At 62.6% G+C, this 20,171-nt stretch carries 18 protein-coding genes and 1 riboswitch; of the genes, 10 read left to right on the forward strand and 8 right to left on the reverse strand.

From position 1 onward, the window contains the following. The first annotated feature begins 38 nt into the window (after positions 1-38). Genes AAHB08_RS03550 through AAHB08_RS03560 form a run of 3 tightly spaced genes read left to right on the forward strand, consistent with a single transcriptional unit; the run spans position 39 to position 3,087 of the window. Positions 39-1,226: an amino acid ABC transporter permease gene (locus AAHB08_RS03550; RefSeq protein ID WP_342058119.1), complete on the forward strand. Its 1,188-nt coding sequence runs from the start codon at positions 39-41 to the stop codon at positions 1,224-1,226. A gap of 9 nt (positions 1,227-1,235) precedes the next feature. Next, complete coding sequence (locus AAHB08_RS03555) at positions 1,236-2,330, forward strand: amino acid ABC transporter permease (protein WP_202046892.1); 1,095 nt, start codon at positions 1,236-1,238, stop codon at positions 2,328-2,330. Between the two features lie 13 nt (positions 2,331-2,343). Continuing rightward, on the forward strand, positions 2,344-3,087 hold the full coding sequence (locus AAHB08_RS03560; RefSeq protein WP_005328952.1) for an amino acid ABC transporter ATP-binding protein: 744 nt from the start codon (positions 2,344-2,346) through the stop codon (positions 3,085-3,087). A gap of 102 nt (positions 3,088-3,189) precedes the next feature. Here AAHB08_RS03560 and AAHB08_RS03565 read toward each other — a convergent pair whose 3' ends face one another. Then, entirely contained in the window at positions 3,190-3,405 is a 216-nt protein-coding gene (locus AAHB08_RS03565; RefSeq protein ID WP_139438188.1) for a DUF1107 family protein, read from the reverse strand. Between the two features lie 177 nt (positions 3,406-3,582). Here AAHB08_RS03565 and yfcD point away from each other — a divergent pair, with 177 nt between their 5' ends. The 3 genes from yfcD to AAHB08_RS03580 all read left to right on the forward strand — a co-directional run bounded on the left by yfcD (position 3,583) and on the right by AAHB08_RS03580 (position 5,789). Beyond that, a complete protein-coding gene (gene yfcD / locus AAHB08_RS03570) occupies positions 3,583-4,113 on the forward strand; it encodes an NUDIX hydrolase YfcD (RefSeq protein ID WP_342058120.1) in 531 nt (176 codons plus the stop codon). A gap of 112 nt (positions 4,114-4,225) precedes the next feature. Then, positions 4,226-4,699, forward strand: coding sequence for a peroxiredoxin (locus AAHB08_RS03575; protein WP_319917207.1), 474 nt, complete (start codon positions 4,226-4,228; stop codon positions 4,697-4,699). A 124-nt stretch (positions 4,700-4,823) separates the two neighbouring features. Beyond that, complete coding sequence (locus AAHB08_RS03580; RefSeq protein ID WP_202046889.1) at positions 4,824-5,789, forward strand: calcium/sodium antiporter; 966 nt, start codon at positions 4,824-4,826, stop codon at positions 5,787-5,789. A gap of 74 nt (positions 5,790-5,863) precedes the next feature. Here the strand turns inward: AAHB08_RS03580 and AAHB08_RS03585 are convergent, their stop codons facing one another. Further along, positions 5,864-7,012, reverse strand: coding sequence for a type III PLP-dependent enzyme (locus AAHB08_RS03585; RefSeq protein ID WP_342058121.1), 1,149 nt, complete (start codon positions 7,010-7,012; stop codon positions 5,864-5,866). 506 nt (positions 7,013-7,518) lie between these two features. Next, positions 7,519-7,634, forward strand: a riboswitch (glycine riboswitch). 249 nt (positions 7,635-7,883) lie between these two features. On the opposite strand from AAHB08_RS03585, the gene AAHB08_RS03590 reads away from it, so the two are divergent. Further along, entirely contained in the window at positions 7,884-9,266 is a 1,383-nt protein-coding gene (locus AAHB08_RS03590) for an alanine/glycine:cation symporter family protein (protein ID WP_342058122.1), read from the forward strand. A 93-nt stretch (positions 9,267-9,359) separates the two neighbouring features. Here AAHB08_RS03590 and AAHB08_RS03595 read toward each other — a convergent pair whose 3' ends face one another. Next, positions 9,360-10,076, reverse strand: a complete 717-nt coding sequence (locus AAHB08_RS03595; RefSeq protein ID WP_342058123.1) for a lipoyl protein ligase domain-containing protein — start codon at positions 10,074-10,076, stop codon at positions 9,360-9,362. A 100-nt stretch (positions 10,077-10,176) separates the two neighbouring features. Further along, a complete protein-coding gene (locus AAHB08_RS03600; protein WP_342058124.1) occupies positions 10,177-11,574 on the reverse strand; it encodes a nucleobase:cation symporter-2 family protein in 1,398 nt (465 codons plus the stop codon). A gap of 243 nt (positions 11,575-11,817) precedes the next feature. Here AAHB08_RS03600 and AAHB08_RS03605 point away from each other — a divergent pair, with 243 nt between their 5' ends. After that, complete coding sequence (locus AAHB08_RS03605; protein WP_342058125.1) at positions 11,818-12,957, forward strand: GGDEF domain-containing protein; 1,140 nt, start codon at positions 11,818-11,820, stop codon at positions 12,955-12,957. A 26-nt stretch (positions 12,958-12,983) separates the two neighbouring features. Here the strand turns inward: AAHB08_RS03605 and AAHB08_RS03610 are convergent, their stop codons facing one another. After that, the gene (locus AAHB08_RS03610) at positions 12,984-13,232 is read right to left on the reverse strand and encodes a DUF2498 family protein (RefSeq protein ID WP_139438204.1); all 249 of its coding nucleotides are present in this window, start codon (positions 13,230-13,232) and stop codon (positions 12,984-12,986) included. A gap of 133 nt (positions 13,233-13,365) precedes the next feature. Then, positions 13,366-14,745, reverse strand: a complete 1,380-nt coding sequence (locus tag AAHB08_RS03615) for an MATE family efflux transporter (RefSeq protein WP_342058126.1) — start codon at positions 14,743-14,745, stop codon at positions 13,366-13,368. A 120-nt stretch (positions 14,746-14,865) separates the two neighbouring features. Between AAHB08_RS03615 and AAHB08_RS03620 the strand changes: the two genes are divergently transcribed. Beyond that, complete coding sequence (locus AAHB08_RS03620) at positions 14,866-15,723, forward strand: helix-turn-helix transcriptional regulator (RefSeq protein ID WP_342058127.1); 858 nt, start codon at positions 14,866-14,868, stop codon at positions 15,721-15,723. Positions 15,724-15,778: 55 nt separating this feature from the next. Further along, positions 15,779-17,473: an NAD-dependent malic enzyme gene (locus AAHB08_RS03625; RefSeq protein WP_247627015.1), complete on the forward strand. Its 1,695-nt coding sequence runs from the start codon at positions 15,779-15,781 to the stop codon at positions 17,471-17,473. 72 nt (positions 17,474-17,545) lie between these two features. Here the strand turns inward: AAHB08_RS03625 and AAHB08_RS03630 are convergent, their stop codons facing one another. Both AAHB08_RS03630 and ompA read right to left on the reverse strand, forming a co-directional pair. Next, positions 17,546-18,622 carry an OmpA family protein gene (locus AAHB08_RS03630; RefSeq protein WP_342058128.1) on the reverse strand — a complete coding sequence of 359 codons (1,077 nt, stop codon included), beginning with the start codon at positions 18,620-18,622 and terminating at the stop codon, positions 17,546-17,548. A gap of 230 nt (positions 18,623-18,852) precedes the next feature. Then, entirely contained in the window at positions 18,853-19,854 is a 1,002-nt protein-coding gene (gene ompA, locus AAHB08_RS03635; RefSeq protein ID WP_139438212.1) for a porin OmpA, read from the reverse strand. Positions 19,855-20,171: the final 317 nt, after the last annotated feature.

Genomic DNA, 20,171 nt, shown 5'->3' on the forward strand with positions numbered 1-20,171 from the left:
CATTTCCCCCTTGCCCTGGCTTTGTCGGAGTCATCCTCATGGCGATACAAGCATCAAACCATAGGAAAGAACAGGGCCGCTGGTGGTATGACGCTAAGGTGCGGGCGCAGATCTTCCAGTGCCTGGCCATTGCGGCCGTTCTCGCGTTTCTGTTCTACATCATCAACAATGCCCTGAACAATCTGGCGACCCGTGGCATCACCACAGGTTTCGATTTTCTGGGCAACACCGCCGGGTTCGGCATCCTGCAGAGCCTGATCCCCTACGACGAGACCTATACCTTCGGTCGCACCTTCGTGGTCGGCCTGCTCAATACCCTGCTGGTCTCGGTGCTCGGCATCCTGTTTGCCACCCTGCTCGGATTCGTGCTCGGGATAGCGCGTCTGTCCCGCAACTGGCTGGTAGCCAAGATAGCCACAGTCTACATAGAGACGTTTCGCAACATTCCACTGCTGCTGCAGATCTTCTTCTGGTACTTCTCGGTGCTGCGCACCCTGCCGTCTCCCCGTGAGAGCGTGGAGCTCGGAGGGCTCGCCTTCTTGAACGTGCGGGGCTTCTATCTGCCCAAACCCTTGTTTGAAGAGGGATTTGGCTATGTGCTTTGGGCCCTGCTGGTCGCTGTCGTCCTGAGCTGGGGACTGAGTCGCTGGGCAAGGCGCCGTCAGGCGCTGACCGGCAGGATCTTCCCGTTCTGGCGCTGTGCGGCCGCTCTGGTGATCCTGCTTCCCGCCATCGCCTTCCTGCTGGCAGGCAGCCCGCTCTCCTGGAGCGTGCCCATACTGCAGGGCTTCAACTTCCGGGGGGGCTTGACGGTGCTGCCGGAACTCGCGGCCCTGCTGCTGGCGCTCACCATCTATACGGCGGCCTTCATCGCCGAGATAGTGCGATCCGGCATACTGGCCATCAGCAAGGGGCAGACCGAAGCCGCTTCCGCCCTCGGGCTCTCGTCCACCAAGACGCTGCGGCTGGTGGTCATTCCCCAGGCGATGCGGGTCATCATTCCCCCGCTGACCAGCCAGTACCTGAACCTCACCAAGAACTCCTCGCTGGCCACCGCCATCGGTTATCCGGACCTGGTCTCTGTGTTCATGGGCACCACCCTCAACCAGACCGGGCAGGCCATCGAGGTGATCGCCATGACCATGGGGGTCTATCTCATCATCAGTATCACCACCTCAGTCCTGATGAACATCTACAACCGCAGGATGACGCTGGTCGAGCGCTAGGGAGCTGTCATGTTTGTGAACGAGTTGCAGGAGGCGCTGCCGCCTCCCAATCATCGCCGGGGGCTGGTCGCCTGGGTCAGGCAGAACCTCTTCCCCAACTGGTGGAACGGCCTGCTGACCCTGGTGCTTGCCTACCTGCTGCTGCCACTGCTCTGGTCGGCGCTGGACTGGGCCATCTTCTCCGCTAACTGGCAGGGGAGCAGCCGCGCCGACTGTGCCCAGGGCGGGGCCTGCTGGGTCTTTATCGAGAGCCGTCTGGGGCAATACCTCTACGGCTTTTACCCGGTCGATCAGTATTGGCGCATCAATCTGGCCTTCGCCGGTCTGGCCGTGCTGCTGGCGCTGCTGATCTGGCCGCGCACCCCGCGCAAGGGCTGGCTGGCGCTCTTTACCCTGCTGGTGTTCCCTGTCATTGCCTTCGTGCTGATCCACGGCGGGGCCGGTCTCGAGGTGGTGGAAACCAACCGCTGGGGCGGCCTGATGCTGACTCTGGTGCTGGCGGTGGTGGGCATAGTGGTCGCCCTGCCGTTCGGCATCCTGCTGGCATTGGGGCGCCGCTCCCACATGCCGGTCATCTCCAGCCTATCCACCGTCTATATCGAGTTCTGGCGGGCAGTGCCGCTCATCACGGTGCTCTTCATGGCCTCCGTCATGCTGCCGCTGTTCATGAGTACCGAGGTGGAGCTCGACAAGCTGCTGAGGGCGCTCATCGGCATCATTCTGTTCCAGGCGGCCTATGTGGCCGAGGTGGTGAGGGGCGGGCTGCAGGCGATCCCCAAGGGACAGTACGAGGCGGGTGAAGCCCTGGGGCTCTCCTACTGGAAGGTGATGGGACTGGTCATCATGCCCCAGGCTCTCAAGATCACCATTCCCTCCCTGGTGAACACCTTTATCTCCCTGTTCAAGGACACCAGCCTGGTGTTGATCATAGGGCTCTTCGATCTGCTGGCTATCTCCAAGGTGGCGCTGGCGGATCCGGCCTGGCTGGGATTCTCCACCGAGGCCTATGTGTTCATCGCCATGATCTTCTGGATGTTCTGTTTTGGCATGTCCCGCTACTCCATCTATCTGGAGCGCAAACTCAACACCGGTCACAAGCATTAGGAGTAGTTTCGAGATGAAAACGGACGCTGTGGTAGAACTCAAGGATGTCAACAAGTGGTACGGTGAGTTTCATGTGCTGCGCAACATCAATCTGCAGGTGGGCAGGGGGGAGAAGATCGTCATCTGCGGGCCGTCTGGCTCGGGCAAGTCCACCATGATCCGCTGCATCAACCGGCTGGAGGAGCATCAGAGCGGTGACATCCTGGTCAAGGGCACGGCCCTGACGTCGGATCTCAAGAACATAGAGACGGTACGCCGGGAGGTGGGCATGGTGTTCCAGCACTTCAACCTCTTCCCCCATCTGACGGTGCTGGAGAACTGCTGCCTGGCCCCCATCTGGGTCAAGCAGTTGCCACGCAAGGAGGCCGAGGAGATCGCCATGACCTTCCTGCGCCGGGTCAGGATCCCGGAGCAGGCCCTCAAGTACCCGGGCCAGCTCTCCGGTGGTCAGCAGCAACGGGTCGCCATCGCCCGCAGCCTCTGCATGAATCCCCAGGTGATGCTGTTTGACGAGCCGACCTCGGCGCTGGATCCCGAGATGGTGCGCGAGGTGCTGGATGTCATGGTGGAGCTGGCCCACGAGGGGATGACCATGCTCTGCGTCACCCACGAGATGGGCTTTGCCAAGCAGGTGGCGGATCGGGTGATCTTCATGGACCGCGGCCAGATCATCGAGGAGAACGTGCCGGATCAGTTCTTCGATCACCCCCAGTCGGAGCGGACCAAGCTGTTTCTCTCCCAGATCCTGCAGCACTGAGGCGGATCAGGCGGGGCCAACCCCATTGAAAATAGCCCGCCGGCTCGGTGAGCGGCGGGCAAAGACATGCATGAAAGCAGACTACAAACGGAAAGGAGTATGTCAGCCCGGCAACAGGGTACTGGTGCGCAGATCGCGCACGGCCAGATTGATCTGCCGGGCCAGGCTCAGCGCCTGACGGCAGTCCAGCGTCTTCACATCGATGACTCCCCCCTGAAACTCGAATCGTCCCAGTGCCTCTACCATGAAGCTGCCGTGATGGAAGCTTTTGATATAGCGGGCAATTCGACGAGGAGACAACTGCTTGAACACCTTCATGGCAAGAGACCCTGTTGTTTGGACAGGGCACACTATGCCGCCTCACCATGACACTGATGTGACACTTGATGAAGGTTTGTATGAATCCTTATTATGGAGGGCTGGCATCCTGCTCCCGGCATTGAAAAAGTAGTGCAGCCCCCGGCCCCGGCCCCGATATACTGCGGCCATCGCAGGATGGACAAGGTGCCGCACGTGGAGTGGGTGGACGTAGTAGACGAGCAGGACAGGGTGATCGGGGTGGCCGAGCGCCCCCGGGTGCGTCGGGAGAATTTGCGCCATCGCGCCAGCTATATCCTGGTGCTCGATGAGGCCGGGCGCGTGCTGGTGCAGCGGCGCACTCCGAGCAAGGATTTTTGTCCCGGCATGCTGGACGCCTGCGCCGGTGGCGTGGTGACCACTGGGGAGGCGATGGAGCCCTCCGCCCGGCGCGAGCTGGCCGAGGAGCTGGGGATCCACGGCGTGCCCCTGCACGACTTTGGCACCTTCTACGCCGAAGGGGAGGCGAGCGGGGGAGGCTATCGGGTCTGGGGCGGTCTGTTCAGCTGTCACTATCAGGGGCCGCTGCAACTGCAGGCCGAAGAGGTGAGCGAGGTGCACTGGATGAGCCTGGCCGAGATAGCTGAGCGGGCCGATGAATTCACGCCGGATTCATTGTTGGCCATCGCCACCTGGCAGGCGCGACGTTCGCAAGCGGGCCAGGGTTAGCGGCCGCAAACGCTTGTTGCGCGTTCTCTTTACTGCGCCCGGATGAACCCGTTCACCTGTGGGTGGATTGGGGTAGACTGGGCCTCTTTGAACCACAGAAGGATGAGTCATCATGATCACGGTCGGTCAATCCCTGCCCGCAGGAGAATTTACCTTCATCAGCGCCGAGGGCAAGCAGGTGAAGGATACCCAGGCCCTGTTTGCGGGCAAGAAGGTGGTGTTGTTCGCGGTGCCGGGGGCCTTCACCCCCACCTGCTCCAACGCCCACTTGCCCGGTTATGTGGTGCTGGCGGATCAGTTCAAGGCCAAGGGCGTCGATGCCCTCTATTGTCTGTCGGTCAACGACGCCTTCGTGATGAGGGCGTGGCAGGCGGCCCAGAATGCCGACGCCATCACCATGTTGGCAGATGGGGACGGCAGCTGGACCCGGGCCCTCGGCCTTGCCAAGGAGACCGGCGCCTTCGGCGGCCTGCGTGCCCAGCGCTTTGCCCTGATCGCCCATGACGGCGTGGTCGAGCAACTGTTCGTGGAGGCTCCCGGCAAGTTCGAGGTGTCGGATGCACAGAGCCTGCTGGCCGCCTTGTGAATTGTTAATCGTCGTTTGATTTCAGCTTGAAATAGCAAGGCGGCTCGATACACTGAGGCCGCGTTTGGATGGAGCCAGGCTAGCCGCCTGGCTCTCGTGTTTGCAGTCGACGAGATGGAAGAATATGACCCTGGCTTTTGTTGCCCTGATTGCCGGACTGGCGTTGCTGGTCTGGAGTGCGGATAAATTTGTGGACGGCGCCGCCGCCACCGCCCGTTATGCCGGCATGCCGCCGCTGCTGATCGGCATGGTGATCATCGGTTTTGGTACCTCGGCTCCCGAGATGGTAGTCTCGGCCCTGGCATCCATGCAGGGTAACCCGGGCCTGGCGCTCGGCAACGCCTATGGTTCCAACATCACCAACATCGCCCTCATTCTCGGGCTGACAGCCCTCATCAGCCCCATCGCCGTCTCCTCCCAGGTGGTGCGCAAGGAGATCCCCATACTGCTCGGCATCACCCTGCTGACCGGTGCCTTGCTCATCGATGGTCACCTGGGGCGTGGCGACGCCCTCATTCTGGGTGGCGTCTTCATCGCGCTGCTGGGCTGGTCCATCTGGACCGGGATCAAGGGCAAGGGAGACGCCCTGGACGAAGACGTGAACGTGGAGCTCGACAGCGAAGCCATGCCGCTCAAGAAGGCCATCTTCTGGTTGATCGTCGGCCTGGTACTCCTGGTGGGCGCTTCCCGCCTGCTGGTGTGGGGCGCGGTGACCATAGCCCAGGCATTTGGCATCAGCGACCTGGTCATCGGTCTGACCATAGTGGCGGTGGGCACCTCGCTGCCGGAGCTCGCCTCCTCCCTGATGGCCATCAAGAAGAAGGAGCACGATCTGGCCCTCGGCAACGTGCTTGGCTCCAACCTGTTCAACACCCTGGCCGTGGTGGGCATCGCCGCCGGCATAGCGCCCCTGGACGTGGACCCGGCGGTGCTCTCCCGCGACTGGAGCCTGATGATGGGGCTGACCCTGCTGCTGCTGGTGATGTGCCTGGGCCGCAAGGGACAGGGCCGCATCAACAGGGTGGAAGGGGGCATCTTGCTCTGCATCTTCGTCGCCTATACCGGTTGGCTGTTGACCAGCCAGTTCTGATAGAGCACGACAAGACAAACAAGAAGGGGAGCCAATGGCTCCCCTTCTCTATGTTGCCGGCGTGGTCAAACCGATCAGGCCACTGCCACCAGCTTCTGCTTCTGGGCGCTGTCCAGGATGAGGATGCTCGCCTTGGGGAAGAAGTTGAAGGTGGAGGCCGACGCCCAGGTGTAGGCACCCATCACCCGGCCTATGACCAGCTCGCCGATGGCGAGATCCGGCAGCATGATGCCGTCGCGAATGACGTCCACGCTGTCGCAGGTGGGGCCGGAGAGCACGGCATTGTGCAGCTGGCCCTGGGCGTAGGGGGTGCTCACCGGGTAGGTGACGTGGTCATAGAGCTGACCGTTGTAGCTGCCGTAGAGGCCGTCATCCAGGTAGTACCAGATCTTGTCGCCGCGGTGGGCCTTGCCCATCACGCTGGCGACCGAGGTCATGGCCGGTGCGCTGATGAAACGGCCCGGCTCGGCAATCTTCTGTACCGTGGCGGGCAGCTTGGCCAGCGCCTCGCGGATCGGGGCGCAGAAGCCGTCGATGTCGAACTCGCCGCCCTCATAATCCACCGGGAAACCGCCGCCGATGTCCAGCACCCAGGGCTTGAGGCCGAGATCCCAGGCCTGCTCCATGATCTCGCGGCAGGCGTCGATGGCCTGCACGTGGCGACGGGGGTGGGGCACCTGGGAGCCGACGTGGAACGACAGCCCCATCACCTTGATCCCCTTGGCCTGGGCCAGTTGCAGCAGCGGCAGCGCCTGCTCCGGGGTGCAGCCGAACTTCTTGGAGAGATCGACCTTGGTCTCGGGATTCGGGAAGCTGACACGCAGCAGCAGTTTGACCTCGTCCTTGTAGGGCAGGAACTTCTCCAGCTCCAGCGGGTTGTCGTAGACGAACACGGTACAGCCAAATTCCAGCGCATAACGGATGTCGCTGTCGCGCTTGATGGGATGGGTGTGAATGCAGCGTCCCGGGCGAACCCCTTGGCTGCGCACCAGATCCACTTCGCCATTGGTGGCCAGATCGAAACAGGCCCCCTCTTCCTTCAAGACAGAGACCACAGCCTCATGGGGCAGGGGCTTGAGTGCATAATGCAAGCGCACATCGGGCAGGGCGGCCACCAGGGCCCGATACTGTTTGCGGACGGCTGCCTTGTCGAGCAGCAGCAGGGGGGAGCCAAATTGTTCAACCAGCTGACGGTAATCTTGTGCGACCAGGGTCTCGTTCATTCTCTTTTGATCATCCTTAGGGGGCGTGATATGCCCAAGCCATATGCGATTGAACCGGCGACGGCCGGCTCAGGCGAGTGGTCCGGAGGGACCGACCAGGCACAATGCATAACTCCCTTGCAAAGTGCTTAGTTATGCGCGGGATTATCGACTTATTGAGTTTGTGTGCAAGCATTTTGATTGGATATGTTGGCAAGTATTTCTGGTCGAGACGAAACATCATCTTGATATGGGGCACTCTGCCCCTGCCGGTGCGCAGCATTGGCAGAGAAGACTTCATAAGCTATTGATAGTTAATGAGCATTTAACATGGCTCCGCTCATGGCCTGGACAGAAAAAAGCGGCGCCGAGGCTGGCCGAGTGGGAGACAGCTCACATTTTTTGGATTAACATGCCCGCTTCCTAATCCAAACTAGTTCGGATGAAGGTAGCAGGAGAGCGATGGGGGACCATCCACCGAAGAAGTGAATCTTTCAGGTACCGGGCAACCGGTGTGGACTGCTACTGGACGATACTCTGGAGAGACCCGTTAGATCGGGCGCCGAAGGAGCAAGGCACTATGACGACCCGCAAGGGCTGGCTGGCGCCGGAAACTCTCAGGCAAAAGGACAGAGGGGATGGGATGGTTGTACCTGAGCTTAGAACTGTTCACGATCTGTCACGAGAGGTCGTCAGCAAGGTAAAGAGCAGCGCAGGAACCGGAGTGTATGTGAATACATGAGGCTTCCGAGCAGCGCATGAGCCTTGTCACGGCCTCGCAGTAAGAGTGTGAGCACGTTTTTGGCCCGCATCCGATCGCCTCTGGCCGATCGCGACACCTATGGGAAGATCATCCTTCTCCTCCTTAATCGTTGTTTTTTAAGGAGGATGCATGTCATCAATTCAATCGGCGCTCGCCGCCATCGATAGCTTTGTCTGGGGTCCACCCCTGCTGATCCTGCTGGTCGGGACCGGTATCTATCTCACCTGGCGATTGGGTCTGCTTCAGGTCGTGCGCTTGCCGCTCGCCCTCAAGCTGGTCTTTGGCCGGGATCAGGGTCAGGGCAAGCAGGGGGATGTCTCCAGCTTCGCCGCCCTGTGCACCGCCCTCTCCGCCACCATAGGCACAGGCAACATCGTCGGGGTGGCCACCGCCATCAAGCTCGGCGGTCCCGGCGCCCTGTTCTGGATGTGGATGGCGGCCCTGTTCGGCATGGCCACCAAGTACGCCGAGTGCCTGCTGGCGGTCAAATACCGCGAGCAGGATGCCAACGGCCAGATGGCGGGCGGCCCCATGTACTATCTGGAGAAGGGGCTGGGTTCCAGGCCGCTGGCCAAGCTGTTCGCCCTGTTCGGCATAGGCGTCGCCTTCTTCGGCATCGGCACCTTCCCTCAGGTCAACGCCATCAGTGATGCCATGAGCCTCTCCTTCTCGGTGCCCCGTGAAGTGACCGCGGTAGTGCTGACCCTGATAGTGGCCCTGGTGACCCTGGGGGGCATCCAGTCCATCTCCAGCGTCTCGAGCAAGGTGGTCCCCTTCATGGCCATCTTCTACATACTCGCCTGTCTGGGCGTGCTGGTGAACAACGCCAGTGCCTTGCCCGACGCCGTCATGCTGGTGATCGAGAGCGCCTTCACCGGCCATGCGGCCACCGGCGGCTTCGTCGGGGCCGGCATCATGCTGGCGATCCAGTCCGGGGTGGCACGGGGGGTCTTCTCCAACGAATCCGGACTGGGCTCGGCCCCCATAGCCGCGGCGGCGGCCAAGACGGACTCCTGCGTGGAGCAGGGGCTGGTCTCCATGACCGGCACCTTCATCGACACCATCATCATCTGCACCATGACGGGCCTGACCCTGGTGGTGACCGGCGTGTGGAGCGGGGACTTGAGCGGCGCCGCCATGACCAGCCAGGCCTTTGCCCAGGGGCTGGACGCCCATGTCGGCCAGTATCTGGTGAGCATCGGCCTCCTGTTCTTCGCCTTTACCACCATCCTCGGCTGGAACTACTACGGCGAGCGCTGCACCGAGTACCTGTTCGGGGTCAAGGCGATCAAGCCCTACCGCCTGGTCTATCTGGTGCTGGTGGCGAGCGGCGCCTTCCTCCATCTGGACATGATTTGGCTGCTGGCGGACATCGTCAACGGCCTGATGGCGGTACCCAACCTCATCGGCCTCATCGGCCTGCGCCACGTGGTGATCGCCGAGACCCGGGCCTACTTCAGTCGGGACCGGGACAGCGATACGGAGTCCGAGCCCGAGCCGCAGACCGCCTGAATCTGTGTTCGCCCAATGCGGAAAAGCAAAGCCACGACCCGGGTCGTGGCTTTTTTATGGATGGCGCATGGAGGAGGCGCTCCCTCCGGGGGATCAGGGTAAGGGCATCTGACTCTCCGTCAGCAGTCGCGCCAGCCGCCCTCGCACTCTCTCCACCAGCGCTTCCTCGCTCCCCTGCCAATGGATCTGCTGCGCCAGGGTAGTGGAGGTGCCGGGCAAGAAACGCAGCTCCCCGCCCGCCAGCTCGTAGAAGCGGCTCGCCATCCGGGTGCCTTCGTCCACATCCCCCGCTACCAGCAACATGGCCTGGGCCAGCACGGCGCCCCCGTGATCCTGCCCCGGCGCCAGCCAGCGCTGGGCTGTGCCGGTGACCTTGCGGCCCCCGATCACCAGATTGTACTGGCCGTCGCAAAAGGATCCGGGCACGAAGTCATAGTTTCCCTCTAGACCGTATTCGCCCAGCAGGGTCAGCAGCGGCGCCCCCAGCAGATGGTAGTAGTGGCCAAGATCCGTGGTGGTACGGGGCAGCAAGATAGACATGTTGAGGATGCCGGCCCCGTGGGGCACGGCGGTGCCGCCGCTGTCCCGCACATGGACGGGCCAGCCTTCGGCGGCGAGCTGCTCGCAGGCCGCCTGATAGCGGGGCAGGCGCACGTCCTTGCGGGTGACGACAAGGCATTGGGGCGCCTGCCAGAGGTGGGCGCGGGGCTGGCCGTCATGGGCGCACTCCCGCAGCCAGCGCTGCTCCTTGGCCAGTATCTGATCCGGGGTGTGGCGGGCGGGCAGGGGGGGAAGCAGGGTATAGGGCATGAAAGGCATCCTGAGCAGAGGCTGCCCAGCACAGTACCCGGGGCGACAAACAAGGTAAAGCCCCGCACGGCGGGGCTTTACCTGTTCGCTCTGGAGCGCGTCAGGCCTGTGCGCCGCCGCGCTTGGGCAGCAGCAGGTTCATCACGATGGCGGTGAGGCCGCCGGTGGCGACGCCGTAGGAGAGCACGCTTCTGGCCAGCTCCGGCAGGTGTTGCAGCACCTCGGGCACCTGGGCGACACCCAGCCCCATGGCCAGCGACACCGCCAGTATCATCAGGGCGCGGCGGTCCAGCTCCTCGCGGGAGATGATGCGTACCCCGGCGGCGGCTATGGTGCCGAACATGACGATGGTGGCGCCCCCCAGCACGGGCTCGGGGATCTGCTGCACCAGGCTCGCCACCGCCGGGAAGAGGCCGAGCAGGGCCAGCATGGCGGCGATGAAGAGGCCGACATGGCGGCTGGCGACCCCGGTCAGCTGGATGACGCCGTTGTTCTGGGCGAAGGTGGACATGGGGAAGGTGGAGAAGACCGCCGCCAGCATGGAGTTGGCGCCATCGGCCAGCACGCCCCCCTTGATCCGCGCCATGTAGACGGGTCCGTCCAGCGGCTCGCCGGAGATGTCCGAGGTGGCCGTCATGTCGCCTATGGCTTCCAGCGCCGTCACCACGAAGATGATGGCGAGCGGCACGAACAGCTGCCAGTCAAAGCCGATGCCGTAGTGGAGCGGGATGGGCACCATCACCAGGGGGCCTTCGAAGGTGGGAGGGTTGACCTTGCCCAGCAGCAGGGCGACAGCGTAGCCCGCCAGCATGGCGATCATGATGGCGGAGAGGCGCAGCCAGGGGTTGCGGCTGCGCTGCAGCAACACGATGAGGCCGAGCACCAGCAGGGAGAGGAAGAGGTTGGTGTGGCTGGCGAAGCTGCCGTCCGAGAGCGCGGCATAGCCGCCACCCATGCTGATGAGGCCCACCTTGATCAGGGTCAGGCCGATGAGCAGCACCACTATGCCGGTCACCAGGGGGGTGATGATGCGCTTGACCAGATGCAGGAAGCGGCTCATCACCACTATGGTGAGGGCGGCCGCCAGCATGGTGCCGAACAGGGTGCCCAGCAGATCTTCCGTGGGCATGGCGGCCTGCTTGAGGGCCAGGCCGGAGGCGATGATGGGGCCGAGGAAGTTGAAGCTGGTGCCCTGCACCGAGAGCAGGCCCGAACCAAGGGGGCCGAAGCGGCGGGTCTGGATGAAGGAGGCGATGCCGGACATGACCAGGGACATGGAGACGATGTAGCGGGTGTCGGCGGCCGGGAGGCCCAGGGCATTGGCGATGATGAGGGGCGGGGTGATGATGGCGACAAACATGGCGAGCATGTGCTGAAGGGCGGCGAACAGGGTCTGGGGCAGGGGCGGAACCTCGTCTATGCCATAGATGAGCTCGCTGTGGGCTCGCCTGGGGGGGTGGGTCTCTGGAGTCGCGCGCACGGCGGCAGCCTGTTCCATAAATACCTCTGAGTGTGGGGAGGGGGAGAAAATTGGGCGCTATTCTAGTGGCTGAACCTGGGCTGACCAGCGCTAATTGGAGCAATGGTCGGTTTATTTTTCGATGGGTTGAAACGTTTGCGCGCGGCGATTATGATCCGCCGGTTTGTGTGAGGCAGTTCTCGTTATAAATGGGGGACATGCTGATGCATCCAGGGAGGGACGGTGTAGAATGAGCCCTCAGTTGTAAAATGGAGACTCTGGATGCTGAAGCTGTCGGAGTTCTGGAGTGCCCGTGCCCACTCCGAAGATTTCACCCTGACCCGCATGGGCTTTATGACGGTGCGTCTGCGCCTGCTCACCTGCCTGCTGATGGTAGGCTTGCCTGCCTGGGCGCTGGTGGACTGGCTGACCCTGCCCGCCACCCAGTTTGACGAACTGTTTCAGGTCAGGATCTTCTGCCTGCTGGCCCTCTCTCCCCTGATCCCCCTCTCCTATCTCATCCACTTCAAGCGCGAGCGCATGAAGCTGGCTCTGGGCTACCTGATGGCGGTGATGATGCTCTTCTCCCTCATCTGTCTGCACAGCTTCGGGACGGATCAGGAGCTGCAGGCGGGCTACATGGCCTTCCCCTATCTGCTCATCAGCCTGTTTGCCATCTTCCCCATACCGCTCTCCCTCAGCCTGCAACTGGCGGGGGGCATACTGATCACCATGCTGGCGGGTAACTGGCTGCTGGTGGGCCAGCCGCTCCTGAGCGTGCAGACCCTCAACCAGGTCTGGCTGCTGGGGCTCTTCACGGTGGCGAGTGCCTGGGTGCAGTGCGGCCAGCTCAACATGCTGCTGCAGCTCTATCGGGAGTCCACCACGGACGAGCTGACCGGCATGATGAACCGCCGCCTGCTGATGAAGCGGCTCGAGAAGGCCAGGGTCAGCATGATCCGCAAGCAGGCATCCTTTGCCGTGCTGCTGCTGGATCTGGACAGATTCAAGCGCATCAACGACACCTTCGGCCATCTGGCGGGAGATGCCGTGCTCAAGGAGGTGGCGGCGACCCTGGCGGAGCAGCTGGAGCCCGGCATGGTGCTCGGTCGCTACGGCGGCGAGGAGTTTGCCATACTGCTGCCCAACTGCGCCGAGCTGGCCCAGGCGAAACGGATCGCCGAGCGACTGAGGGTGGCGGTGGAGGCGCGGCTGGTGAAGAGCCCGACCTCGGATGAACTGCTGGAGGTGACGGTGAGCATAGGCCTGACCCTGTCCCTGCGCGGGGAGAGCGTCGAGGAGCTGCTCAACCGGGCGGATGAGTGCCTCTACATGGCCAAGATGGCGGGGCGAAACTGCGTGGTGGGCGAGCTGGCGAAGACGCCGTGCAAGCCCGGGTCCGCAAAGACGGATGCCGCCTGAGGGCGGCATCTTGTCAGGGGGCGCTATCAGTTCAGCCGGTACTTGCCTGACAACTGCTGGGCCAGCAGCTTGAACATGTTGAACACCGCCATTGTCTTGCCGGTCGGGGTGCCATCCTCGGCCAGGAAGAACTCCCCCTTGAACACCAGGATCTCCCCCTTCTGCTCCACCGCATCGGCACGCATGCCGTGGATGAAGTCTTCGTGGCTCTTGATGATGCCGTTGGCCATCTCCAGCAGGGCAGTCTCGGTGATCAGCTCTTTTTGTGGTTGCATGTGCGTCTCCTTAAACGACTACTGGCAGGGCGTGGTGTGCCCCGCCGCTGATTGAAGAGGCGGTTAGCATACTGCAAGGGGGGATTTTCTGTCATTGATATGACCCCGCTTTTTGCCCGGCTGCGGGCTGCCGTCACCCCATCACCAGATTCTTGAGCCAGTGACGCTGGCGGATCCTGCGCTGCACCAGCAGCACCTTGCACAGCTCCTCCAGCAGCACCACGGCCACCACCCAGGAGAGGGGCCAGCCCAGCAGACTGACCGCGACCCAGGCCAGCGGCAGGCCTATGCACCACATGGCGACTATGTCGATGAAGATGCTGTAGTTCACGTCCCCCCCCGAGCGCAGCACCCCGACTATACCCACCATGTTGAACACCTTGAGCAACATGCCGAGGCACATGATGGCAAGCACCTGGCCCGCTTCCCCCATCAGCTCCCCCGGCAGGTTGCCGACCCACTGCAGCAGGTTGGTCTGCAGCAGCCAGACGGCTATCCCCACCAGCAGGGCGCCTATGGGGGCGAGCAGCAGGAACAGCTGGGAGTGCTGCCAGGCCGCCTCGTACTCCTCGGCCCCGAGCCGGTGACCGAGCAGGGTGGAGCAGGCCACCGCCAACCCGAAGAAGAGGGAGATAAGGATGCTCTCCAAGGTGCCGAGGGTGGTCATGATGGCCAGGGAGTCGGTGCCCAGATGAGCGTAGAGGAAACCGTAGAGCAGCATGCCGAAGGCCCAGAGCCCGTCATGGAACAGGAGCGGCAGGGCGATCAGGGTGAAGCGCACCACCTCCTTGCGCCGAAAGGCGTCCCACCAGTCCTGTCGGCGCGGCACCAGGCGCGGCTCCTGACGCAGCACATAGATGAGCAGCAGCGCCGTCTGCAGCAGTCGTGAAATCGTGGTGCCCCAGGCCGAGCCCGCGACCCCCATGGCCTCGAAGCCGAAGTTGCCGAAGATGAGGGCGTAGTTGAGGATGACGTTGGCGATGATGGCAATGATGCCGATCCTGGTCGGCGCCGCCGCGTTGCCCACCGAGCGCAGGGCCGCCTCCAGGGGCACCACCACGGCGGTGCAGAGGATGGTGGCACCTGTGATCATCAGGAACTCGTCGGCCAGCAGACGCAGCGCGGGATCCTGGCTGGCAAAGCCGAGCACGCTGCCCGGCGAGAGCACATAGACGAGGGCAAACGGCAGGCTCACCAGCAGGGCGCCCACCAGGGCCAGGGCCAGGGAGCGGCGCACCCCGGCCAGCTCGCCCCGGCCATAGTATTGCGCCGCCAACACCGAGACCCCGCCAGAGAGCCCCGCTATCACCAGCAGGTTGAAGAAGAAGACCCGGTTACCCAAGCCGACCGCCGCCACAGCCGTGGTGCCAAGCTGGCTCACCATCATGATGTCGATGAGACCGAGCAGGGAGAACATCATGGATTGCAGCGACACCGGCAGGGCCAGCCGCCACAGTCGGGTCATGAACTCACGATCGGTGGTTTGTTTTAAAATCGCTTGCCAATAATTCATTTATGTTAACCGGGTATGTGAAAAGCAAGGTTTGTCATGGGTATGATAGGGGTAGTCGCGGGCAGCTTCACTGTGAGCACCTCTCGGCTTTCTTGTTCAAAACTATCATGTTGAGGCGTTATGGCATTTGTCAGCGAGTGTCTTGAGATAGCTCCCGGCTGCGAGGAGCGGATGCTGGGGCGCGAAGGCTTGCCCCTGCTGGGGGAGGCCGGCATCTTCCTGACGGGTCTCTCCCGCTTGCGGGATCACTACCTCATTCGCCGCAACAGACCCGAGTTCCACATCCTGATGGTGAGTCACGACGAGGGCGGGGCCCTGCTGACGGATCAGGGGGAGCAGCCCATCCCCGCGGGCTCGCTCATCTTCCTGCCGGCGGCCGTACCGGGGGGGCTCAGGCTCATTGGCGAGCGCTGGCAGACAAGCTGGATCCTGCTGGATGACGTGCCGCGCTGGCAGCACCTGCATCGGCTCGGCCACCGGATCTGGCAGGGGGAAGAGGGGGAGCAGCTCTACCATCTGCTCAGCCTGATGCAGGGGGAGGGGGTGCGATCGCCCTTGCAGCCCCAGCTGCTCAGCCTGTTGCTGGCCCTGCTGGACAGGACCCTGCAGGGGGAGGTGCGCGGCACCCCCGAGCTCAGGCTGCAGGCACTGTTTCGCCGGGTGGAGGCGCGTCTCGATGAACCCTGGAGCGTGACCCTGCTCGCTAGCCAGATGGCCTGCTCTGTGCCCCATCTGCATCGGCTCTGCCGGCAGGTGTTCGGCATGGGGCCCATGGCCTGGCTGACTCAGCTTCGGATGAACAAGGCGCGCCAGCTGCTGCTCTATACCAACTGGCCGCTGGCTGAGCTGGCCAGCCGGGTCGGTTACAGCGACGGCGCCAACTTTGCGAACCGTTTTCGCCGCCTCACTGGTCAGACCCCCGGCGCCTTTCGTCGCCTGGGTCGCAAACCTGTTGTCACTGAGGTGCAAACCCTTTGAAATTGTTGGCCCAAGCCCATAGGATCGGCGGGCCACACAGTCAAGGTACAGATCCATGTTTGAAGATAATAATCAGAAACGTCCCCTCTACATTCCCTACGCCGGCCCGGCCCTGCTGGAGACCCCGCTGCTCAACAAGGGCAGTGCCTTCACCAGCGAGGAGCGCAGCAGCTTCAACCTGGAAGGCCTGCTGCCCCAGAACATCGAAACCATCGAAGAGCAGGCGGAACGCGCCTATCGCCAGTTCATGGCGTTTGGCAACGACATGGACAAGCACATCTATCTGCGCAACATCCAGGACACCAACGAAACCCTGTTCTATCGCCTGCTGAACAACCACCTGACCGAGATGCTGCCGGTCATCTACACCCCGACCGTGGGCAAGGCGTGCGAGGAGTTCTCCAACATCTACCGCCGTGCCCGCGGCCTCTTCATCTCCTATCCGGACAAGGACAGGATCGATGACATGCTGCAAAACGCCACCAAGCAGAACGTCAAGGTGATAGTGGTCACCGACGGCGAGCGGATCCTGGGCCTCGGGGATCAGGGCATCGGCGGCATGGGCATTCCCATCGGCAAGCTCTCCCTCTACACCGCCTGCGGCGGCATCTCCCCCGCCTACTGCCTGCCGGTGGTGCTGGACGTGGGCACCAACAACCAGCAACTGCTCAACGATCCCTTCTACATGGGCTGGCGCCATCCGCGCATCTCGGGCGAGGAGTACGACGAGTTCGTCGATGCCTTCATCCAGGCGGTCAAGCGCCGCTGGCCCGAGATCCTGCTGCAGTTCGAGGACTTCGCTCAGGGCAATGCCACCCCGCTGCTCAACCGCTACAAGGACGAGCTGTGCTGCTTCAACGACGACATCCAGGGCACCGCCGCGGTGACCCTCGGCAGCCTGATCGCCGCCTGCAAGGCCTCGGGGGCCAAGCTCTCCGAGAAGCGGGTCGCCTTCCTCGGTGCGGGCAGCGCCGGCTGCGGCATCGCCGAGCAGATAGTGGCGCAGATGAAGGCCGAAGGGCTGAATGATGCGGAGGCCCGCGGCCGGGTCTTCATGGTGGACCGTTTCGGCCTCATCACCGACAAGATCCCCAACCAGCTCGACTTCCAGCGCAAGCTCTCCCAGCCGCTGGAGCGGATCAAGGAGTGGCCGGTGGGGGACAACATCTCCCTGCTGGAGGTGATGGAGCACGGTCGTCCTGACATCCTGATCGGGGTCTCCGGCCAGCCTGGCCTGTTCACCGAAGAGGTGGTCAAGACCATGCACAAGCATTGCTCCCGCCCCATCATCTTCCCCCTCTCCAACCCCACCTCCCGGGTAGAGGCGACGCCGGCGGATCTCATCCGCTGGACAGACGGCCAGGTGCTGGTGGCCACCGGCAGCCCGTTCGCGCCGGTGGAGTACAAGGGCAAGCGCTACGTCATCGCCCAGTGCAACAACTCCTTCATCTTCCCGGGGATCGGCCTTGGCGTCATCGCCTCGGGCGCCACCCGGGTAACCGACGCCATGCTGATGTCCGCCAGTCGGGCGCTGGCGGAGTGCTCGCCGCTGGTGAAGGGAGAGGAGGGCTCCTTGCTGCCGGATCTGGCGGATATCCATCGGGTCTCCCGCTACATCGCCAAGATGGTGGCCAAGACCGCCATGCTGCAGGGCAAGGCGGTACAGACCCCGGATGATGTGATAGACCAGGCCATCGAGGCGAACTTCTGGCGGCCGGAATACCGCCGCTATCGTCGCACTTCGTTCTGATCGAAGAGGCCGCAAAAGCAGAAGGGATGCGCAAGCATCCCTTTTTTGTGCACGATAGAGGTGGATGAAGGGTTATTGTGCCGGTTCCTCGGCAGCAGGTTCGGCCGCGGGCTCGGTGGCCTCTGGTGCGGCGGCCTGCACGCCGGTCACCCTGATCTCGACCCGGCGATCCGGGGCCAGGCAGTCGATGAGGGCGGCTCTCGCCTTGACGTCATCGCACTGGGTACCGGTGACCGGATTGCTCTCGCCATTGCCCTGGATGCTCACCTTGTCGGCGGGCAGCCCCTTGCCGATGAGGAAGTTGGCGACCGTGCTGGCGCGGGCCTCCGACAGTGCCTGATTGTTGGCATCCGAGCCGATGCGGTCGGTATAGCCCATCACCAGGGCGTTGCCATCCTTGGGCTTGACGTCGACTATCTGCTGGTAGAGATCGTCCAGGGCGGCCATGCCTTCCGGCTTGAGCTCGGCCTTGCCGAAGGCAAACAGCACGTCAGAGCTCAGGTTGAAGGTCTGATCCACCGGCTCGGGGGGCGGCGGCGGGGTCACCACCAGAGGGGCGGCCACCGGCACTGCGGCCACGGTGCGGTTGGGGTGCAGCACCAGTTCTATGGTGGCGGTGCTGATGTCGCTGACCCAGCGTTGGGTGCCGCTGCCCAGCTTGTCGTTGTCCGAGTCATCCCCCACCCGCACCATGTAGCGGTAGCGCGCCTGGATGTCGATCCAGTCGTGCAGCCTGGCGGTCATGCCGAGCCCGGCCAGCGGCGCCAGGTTGTCCTCGCTGCCGTTGATGGACTTGACGCTGTAGAGGTAGCCGCCACCCTCGGCAAACACCGAGAAGATGTCGTTCAATGGCAGGCGGCCCAGGATCGACAGGGTTGCCCCCTGGTTGCTGAACTCGTGACCATTGACGTCCCAGTCCCCGCCCGACAGATAGCCCAGTTCGGCGCCCAGGTTTTCGGTGAAGTTGTATCCGGCGAAGGCGTTGTACGCGGTGTCATCATTGCTGACATCCTTGCTGAAATCATCGAGATCATGGGCCCATGCCCAGCCCGCCCCCGCCCCTATATACCAGTCGTGCATAGGCGCCGCCTGTGCCGCTCCCGTCGCCAATGCCAGTGCAATCCATACCGGTTTCAGTCTAATGTTCATCGCGTTTCCTCGTCGATGTTGGGTGTTATAGGGCTCCCAGCCCTTTGTTATGTATAACCAACATTATGTATAGGCCATATGAGACGTTTAACCACTTAAGTGGCGCCCCCGTATGGAAAATCTGTGAGGAAGGTGACAACTGTTTCGCCCCGGAACGGGGGTGGGAGGGGCTGACTGATGAATAAAAAAGGGGCCGTACGGCCCCTTTTTTTCAGGTGCGGGTTGACCGCTTACTGCTGGACTTCCTGCACGCCGGTGACGCGCACTTCGACGCGGCGATCCGGTGCCAGGCAGGCGATCAGCTGGTTCTTGCCCTTGACGCCGTCACACTGGGTGCCGGTGACCGGGTTCGCCTCGCCACGGCCTTCGATGGCGACCTTGCCTGCCGGCAGACCCTTGCCGACCAGGAAGTCGGCCACGGTGCGGGCACGGGCTTCGGACAGCTTCTGGTTGTAGGCGTCGGAACCGATACGGTCGGTGTAACCGACTACCACGGCGCTGCCATCTTTCGGCTGAACGTCAACGATCTGCTGATACAGGGTGTTGAGGGCGGCAGTCCCTTCCGGCTTCAGGGTGGATTTGCCGAAGGCAAACAGCACGTCAGAGCTCAGGGAGAAGTTCTTGTCGACCATGACGGGCTCGGGAACCGGCTCGGGAGCCGGCGCGGCCACTGGGGCTACATAGGCCTTGCGGTTCGGGTGCATCACCAGTTCCACGGTGGCGACGCTCATGTCGGTCTTCCAGGTCTTCTGCTCGTCACCCAGATCCCAGATGTAGCGGTAGCGGGCCTGCAGATCGAGCAGATCGGAGACCTTGGCGGTCAGACCCAGGCCGGCCAGGGGCGAGGTGCCGTTGTCGCTCTCGCCATTGCCGTTGACATGATTGAAGTAGGCACCGCCTTCGGCGAACACGGAGAAGATGTCACCCAGCGGCAGACGGCCAAGGGCGGACAGGGTCGCACCCTGGGTCTTGAAGTCGACGCCATCGACGCCACCCTTGCCTGCGTAGAGGTAGCCGAGCTCGGCCGCGTAGTAATCATTGAAGTTGTAACCGCCGAACAGGGAGATCGCGGTGGCGTCCTTGTCAGCATCCAGACCGAAGGAGTCCAGGTCATGGCCATAAGCCCAACCTGCACCCATACCCGTGTACCAGTCATCAGCCGCCTGGGCGGTGGAAGTTCCCATGGCTGCAATAGCCAGAGCAATCAGGGTTGGAGCCACTTTCATTTTCATCATTTTATCCTCGTTGAGTTGCCGTGCTATGGGCGTACTGCGCACTCTTTGTTATACCGATCGCAGATGACACTTCATGTTGTCATGTTGCGATTCCGTGATCTCGTCACGGACGGCTTGAATAAAAAATGGATGGTAACCTGGATTCTCATGAAGCTGTTTCTCCATGGACAACTAACCGGGCAATGGGGACTTTTAATAGTTCATCCAATGTCTTACAAGCGTTGCTACTGTATTCTTTTGAATCGGCTTGATCAAGTTTCTGGTCAGATATGCAGCGCTGGCGCGACGGGGCGCGGCCTGATCAGAGAGGGGGC

It is taken from the genome of Aeromonas sp. OTU364 (assembly GCF_038440395.1).
Classification (GTDB): Bacteria; Pseudomonadota; Gammaproteobacteria; order Enterobacterales; family Aeromonadaceae; genus Aeromonas.

Excerpts from the sequence above, each read along its gene's own strand:
- AAHB08_RS03550 (WP_342058119.1), top strand. The coding sequence starts at position 39 with ATGGCGATACAAGCATCAAACCATAGGAAAGAACAGGGCCGCTGGTGG.
- AAHB08_RS03555 (WP_202046892.1), top strand. The coding sequence starts at position 1,236 with ATGTTTGTGAACGAGTTGCAGGAGGCGCTGCCGCCTCCCAATCATCGC.
- AAHB08_RS03560 (WP_005328952.1), top strand. The coding sequence starts at position 2,344 with ATGAAAACGGACGCTGTGGTAGAACTCAAGGATGTCAACAAGTGGTAC.
- AAHB08_RS03565 (WP_139438188.1), bottom strand. The coding sequence starts at position 3,405 with ATGAAGGTGTTCAAGCAGTTGTCTCCTCGTCGAATTGCCCGCTATATC.
- yfcD (WP_342058120.1), top strand. The coding sequence starts at position 3,583 with ATGGACAAGGTGCCGCACGTGGAGTGGGTGGACGTAGTAGACGAGCAG.
- AAHB08_RS03575 (WP_319917207.1), top strand. The coding sequence starts at position 4,226 with ATGATCACGGTCGGTCAATCCCTGCCCGCAGGAGAATTTACCTTCATC.
- AAHB08_RS03580 (WP_202046889.1), top strand. The coding sequence starts at position 4,824 with ATGACCCTGGCTTTTGTTGCCCTGATTGCCGGACTGGCGTTGCTGGTC.
- AAHB08_RS03585 (WP_342058121.1), bottom strand. The coding sequence starts at position 7,012 with ATGAACGAGACCCTGGTCGCACAAGATTACCGTCAGCTGGTTGAACAA.
- AAHB08_RS03590 (WP_342058122.1), top strand. The coding sequence starts at position 7,884 with ATGTCATCAATTCAATCGGCGCTCGCCGCCATCGATAGCTTTGTCTGG.
- AAHB08_RS03595 (WP_342058123.1), bottom strand. The coding sequence starts at position 10,076 with ATGCCCTATACCCTGCTTCCCCCCCTGCCCGCCCGCCACACCCCGGAT.
- AAHB08_RS03600 (WP_342058124.1), bottom strand. The coding sequence starts at position 11,574 with ATGGAACAGGCTGCCGCCGTGCGCGCGACTCCAGAGACCCACCCCCCC.
- AAHB08_RS03605 (WP_342058125.1), top strand. The coding sequence starts at position 11,818 with ATGCTGAAGCTGTCGGAGTTCTGGAGTGCCCGTGCCCACTCCGAAGAT.
- AAHB08_RS03610 (WP_139438204.1), bottom strand. The coding sequence starts at position 13,232 with ATGCAACCACAAAAAGAGCTGATCACCGAGACTGCCCTGCTGGAGATG.
- AAHB08_RS03615 (WP_342058126.1), bottom strand. The coding sequence starts at position 14,745 with ATGAATTATTGGCAAGCGATTTTAAAACAAACCACCGATCGTGAGTTC.
- AAHB08_RS03620 (WP_342058127.1), top strand. The coding sequence starts at position 14,866 with ATGGCATTTGTCAGCGAGTGTCTTGAGATAGCTCCCGGCTGCGAGGAG.
- AAHB08_RS03625 (WP_247627015.1), top strand. The coding sequence starts at position 15,779 with ATGTTTGAAGATAATAATCAGAAACGTCCCCTCTACATTCCCTACGCC.
- AAHB08_RS03630 (WP_342058128.1), bottom strand. The coding sequence starts at position 18,622 with ATGAACATTAGACTGAAACCGGTATGGATTGCACTGGCATTGGCGACG.
- ompA (WP_139438212.1), bottom strand. The coding sequence starts at position 19,854 with ATGAAAATGAAAGTGGCTCCAACCCTGATTGCTCTGGCTATTGCAGCC.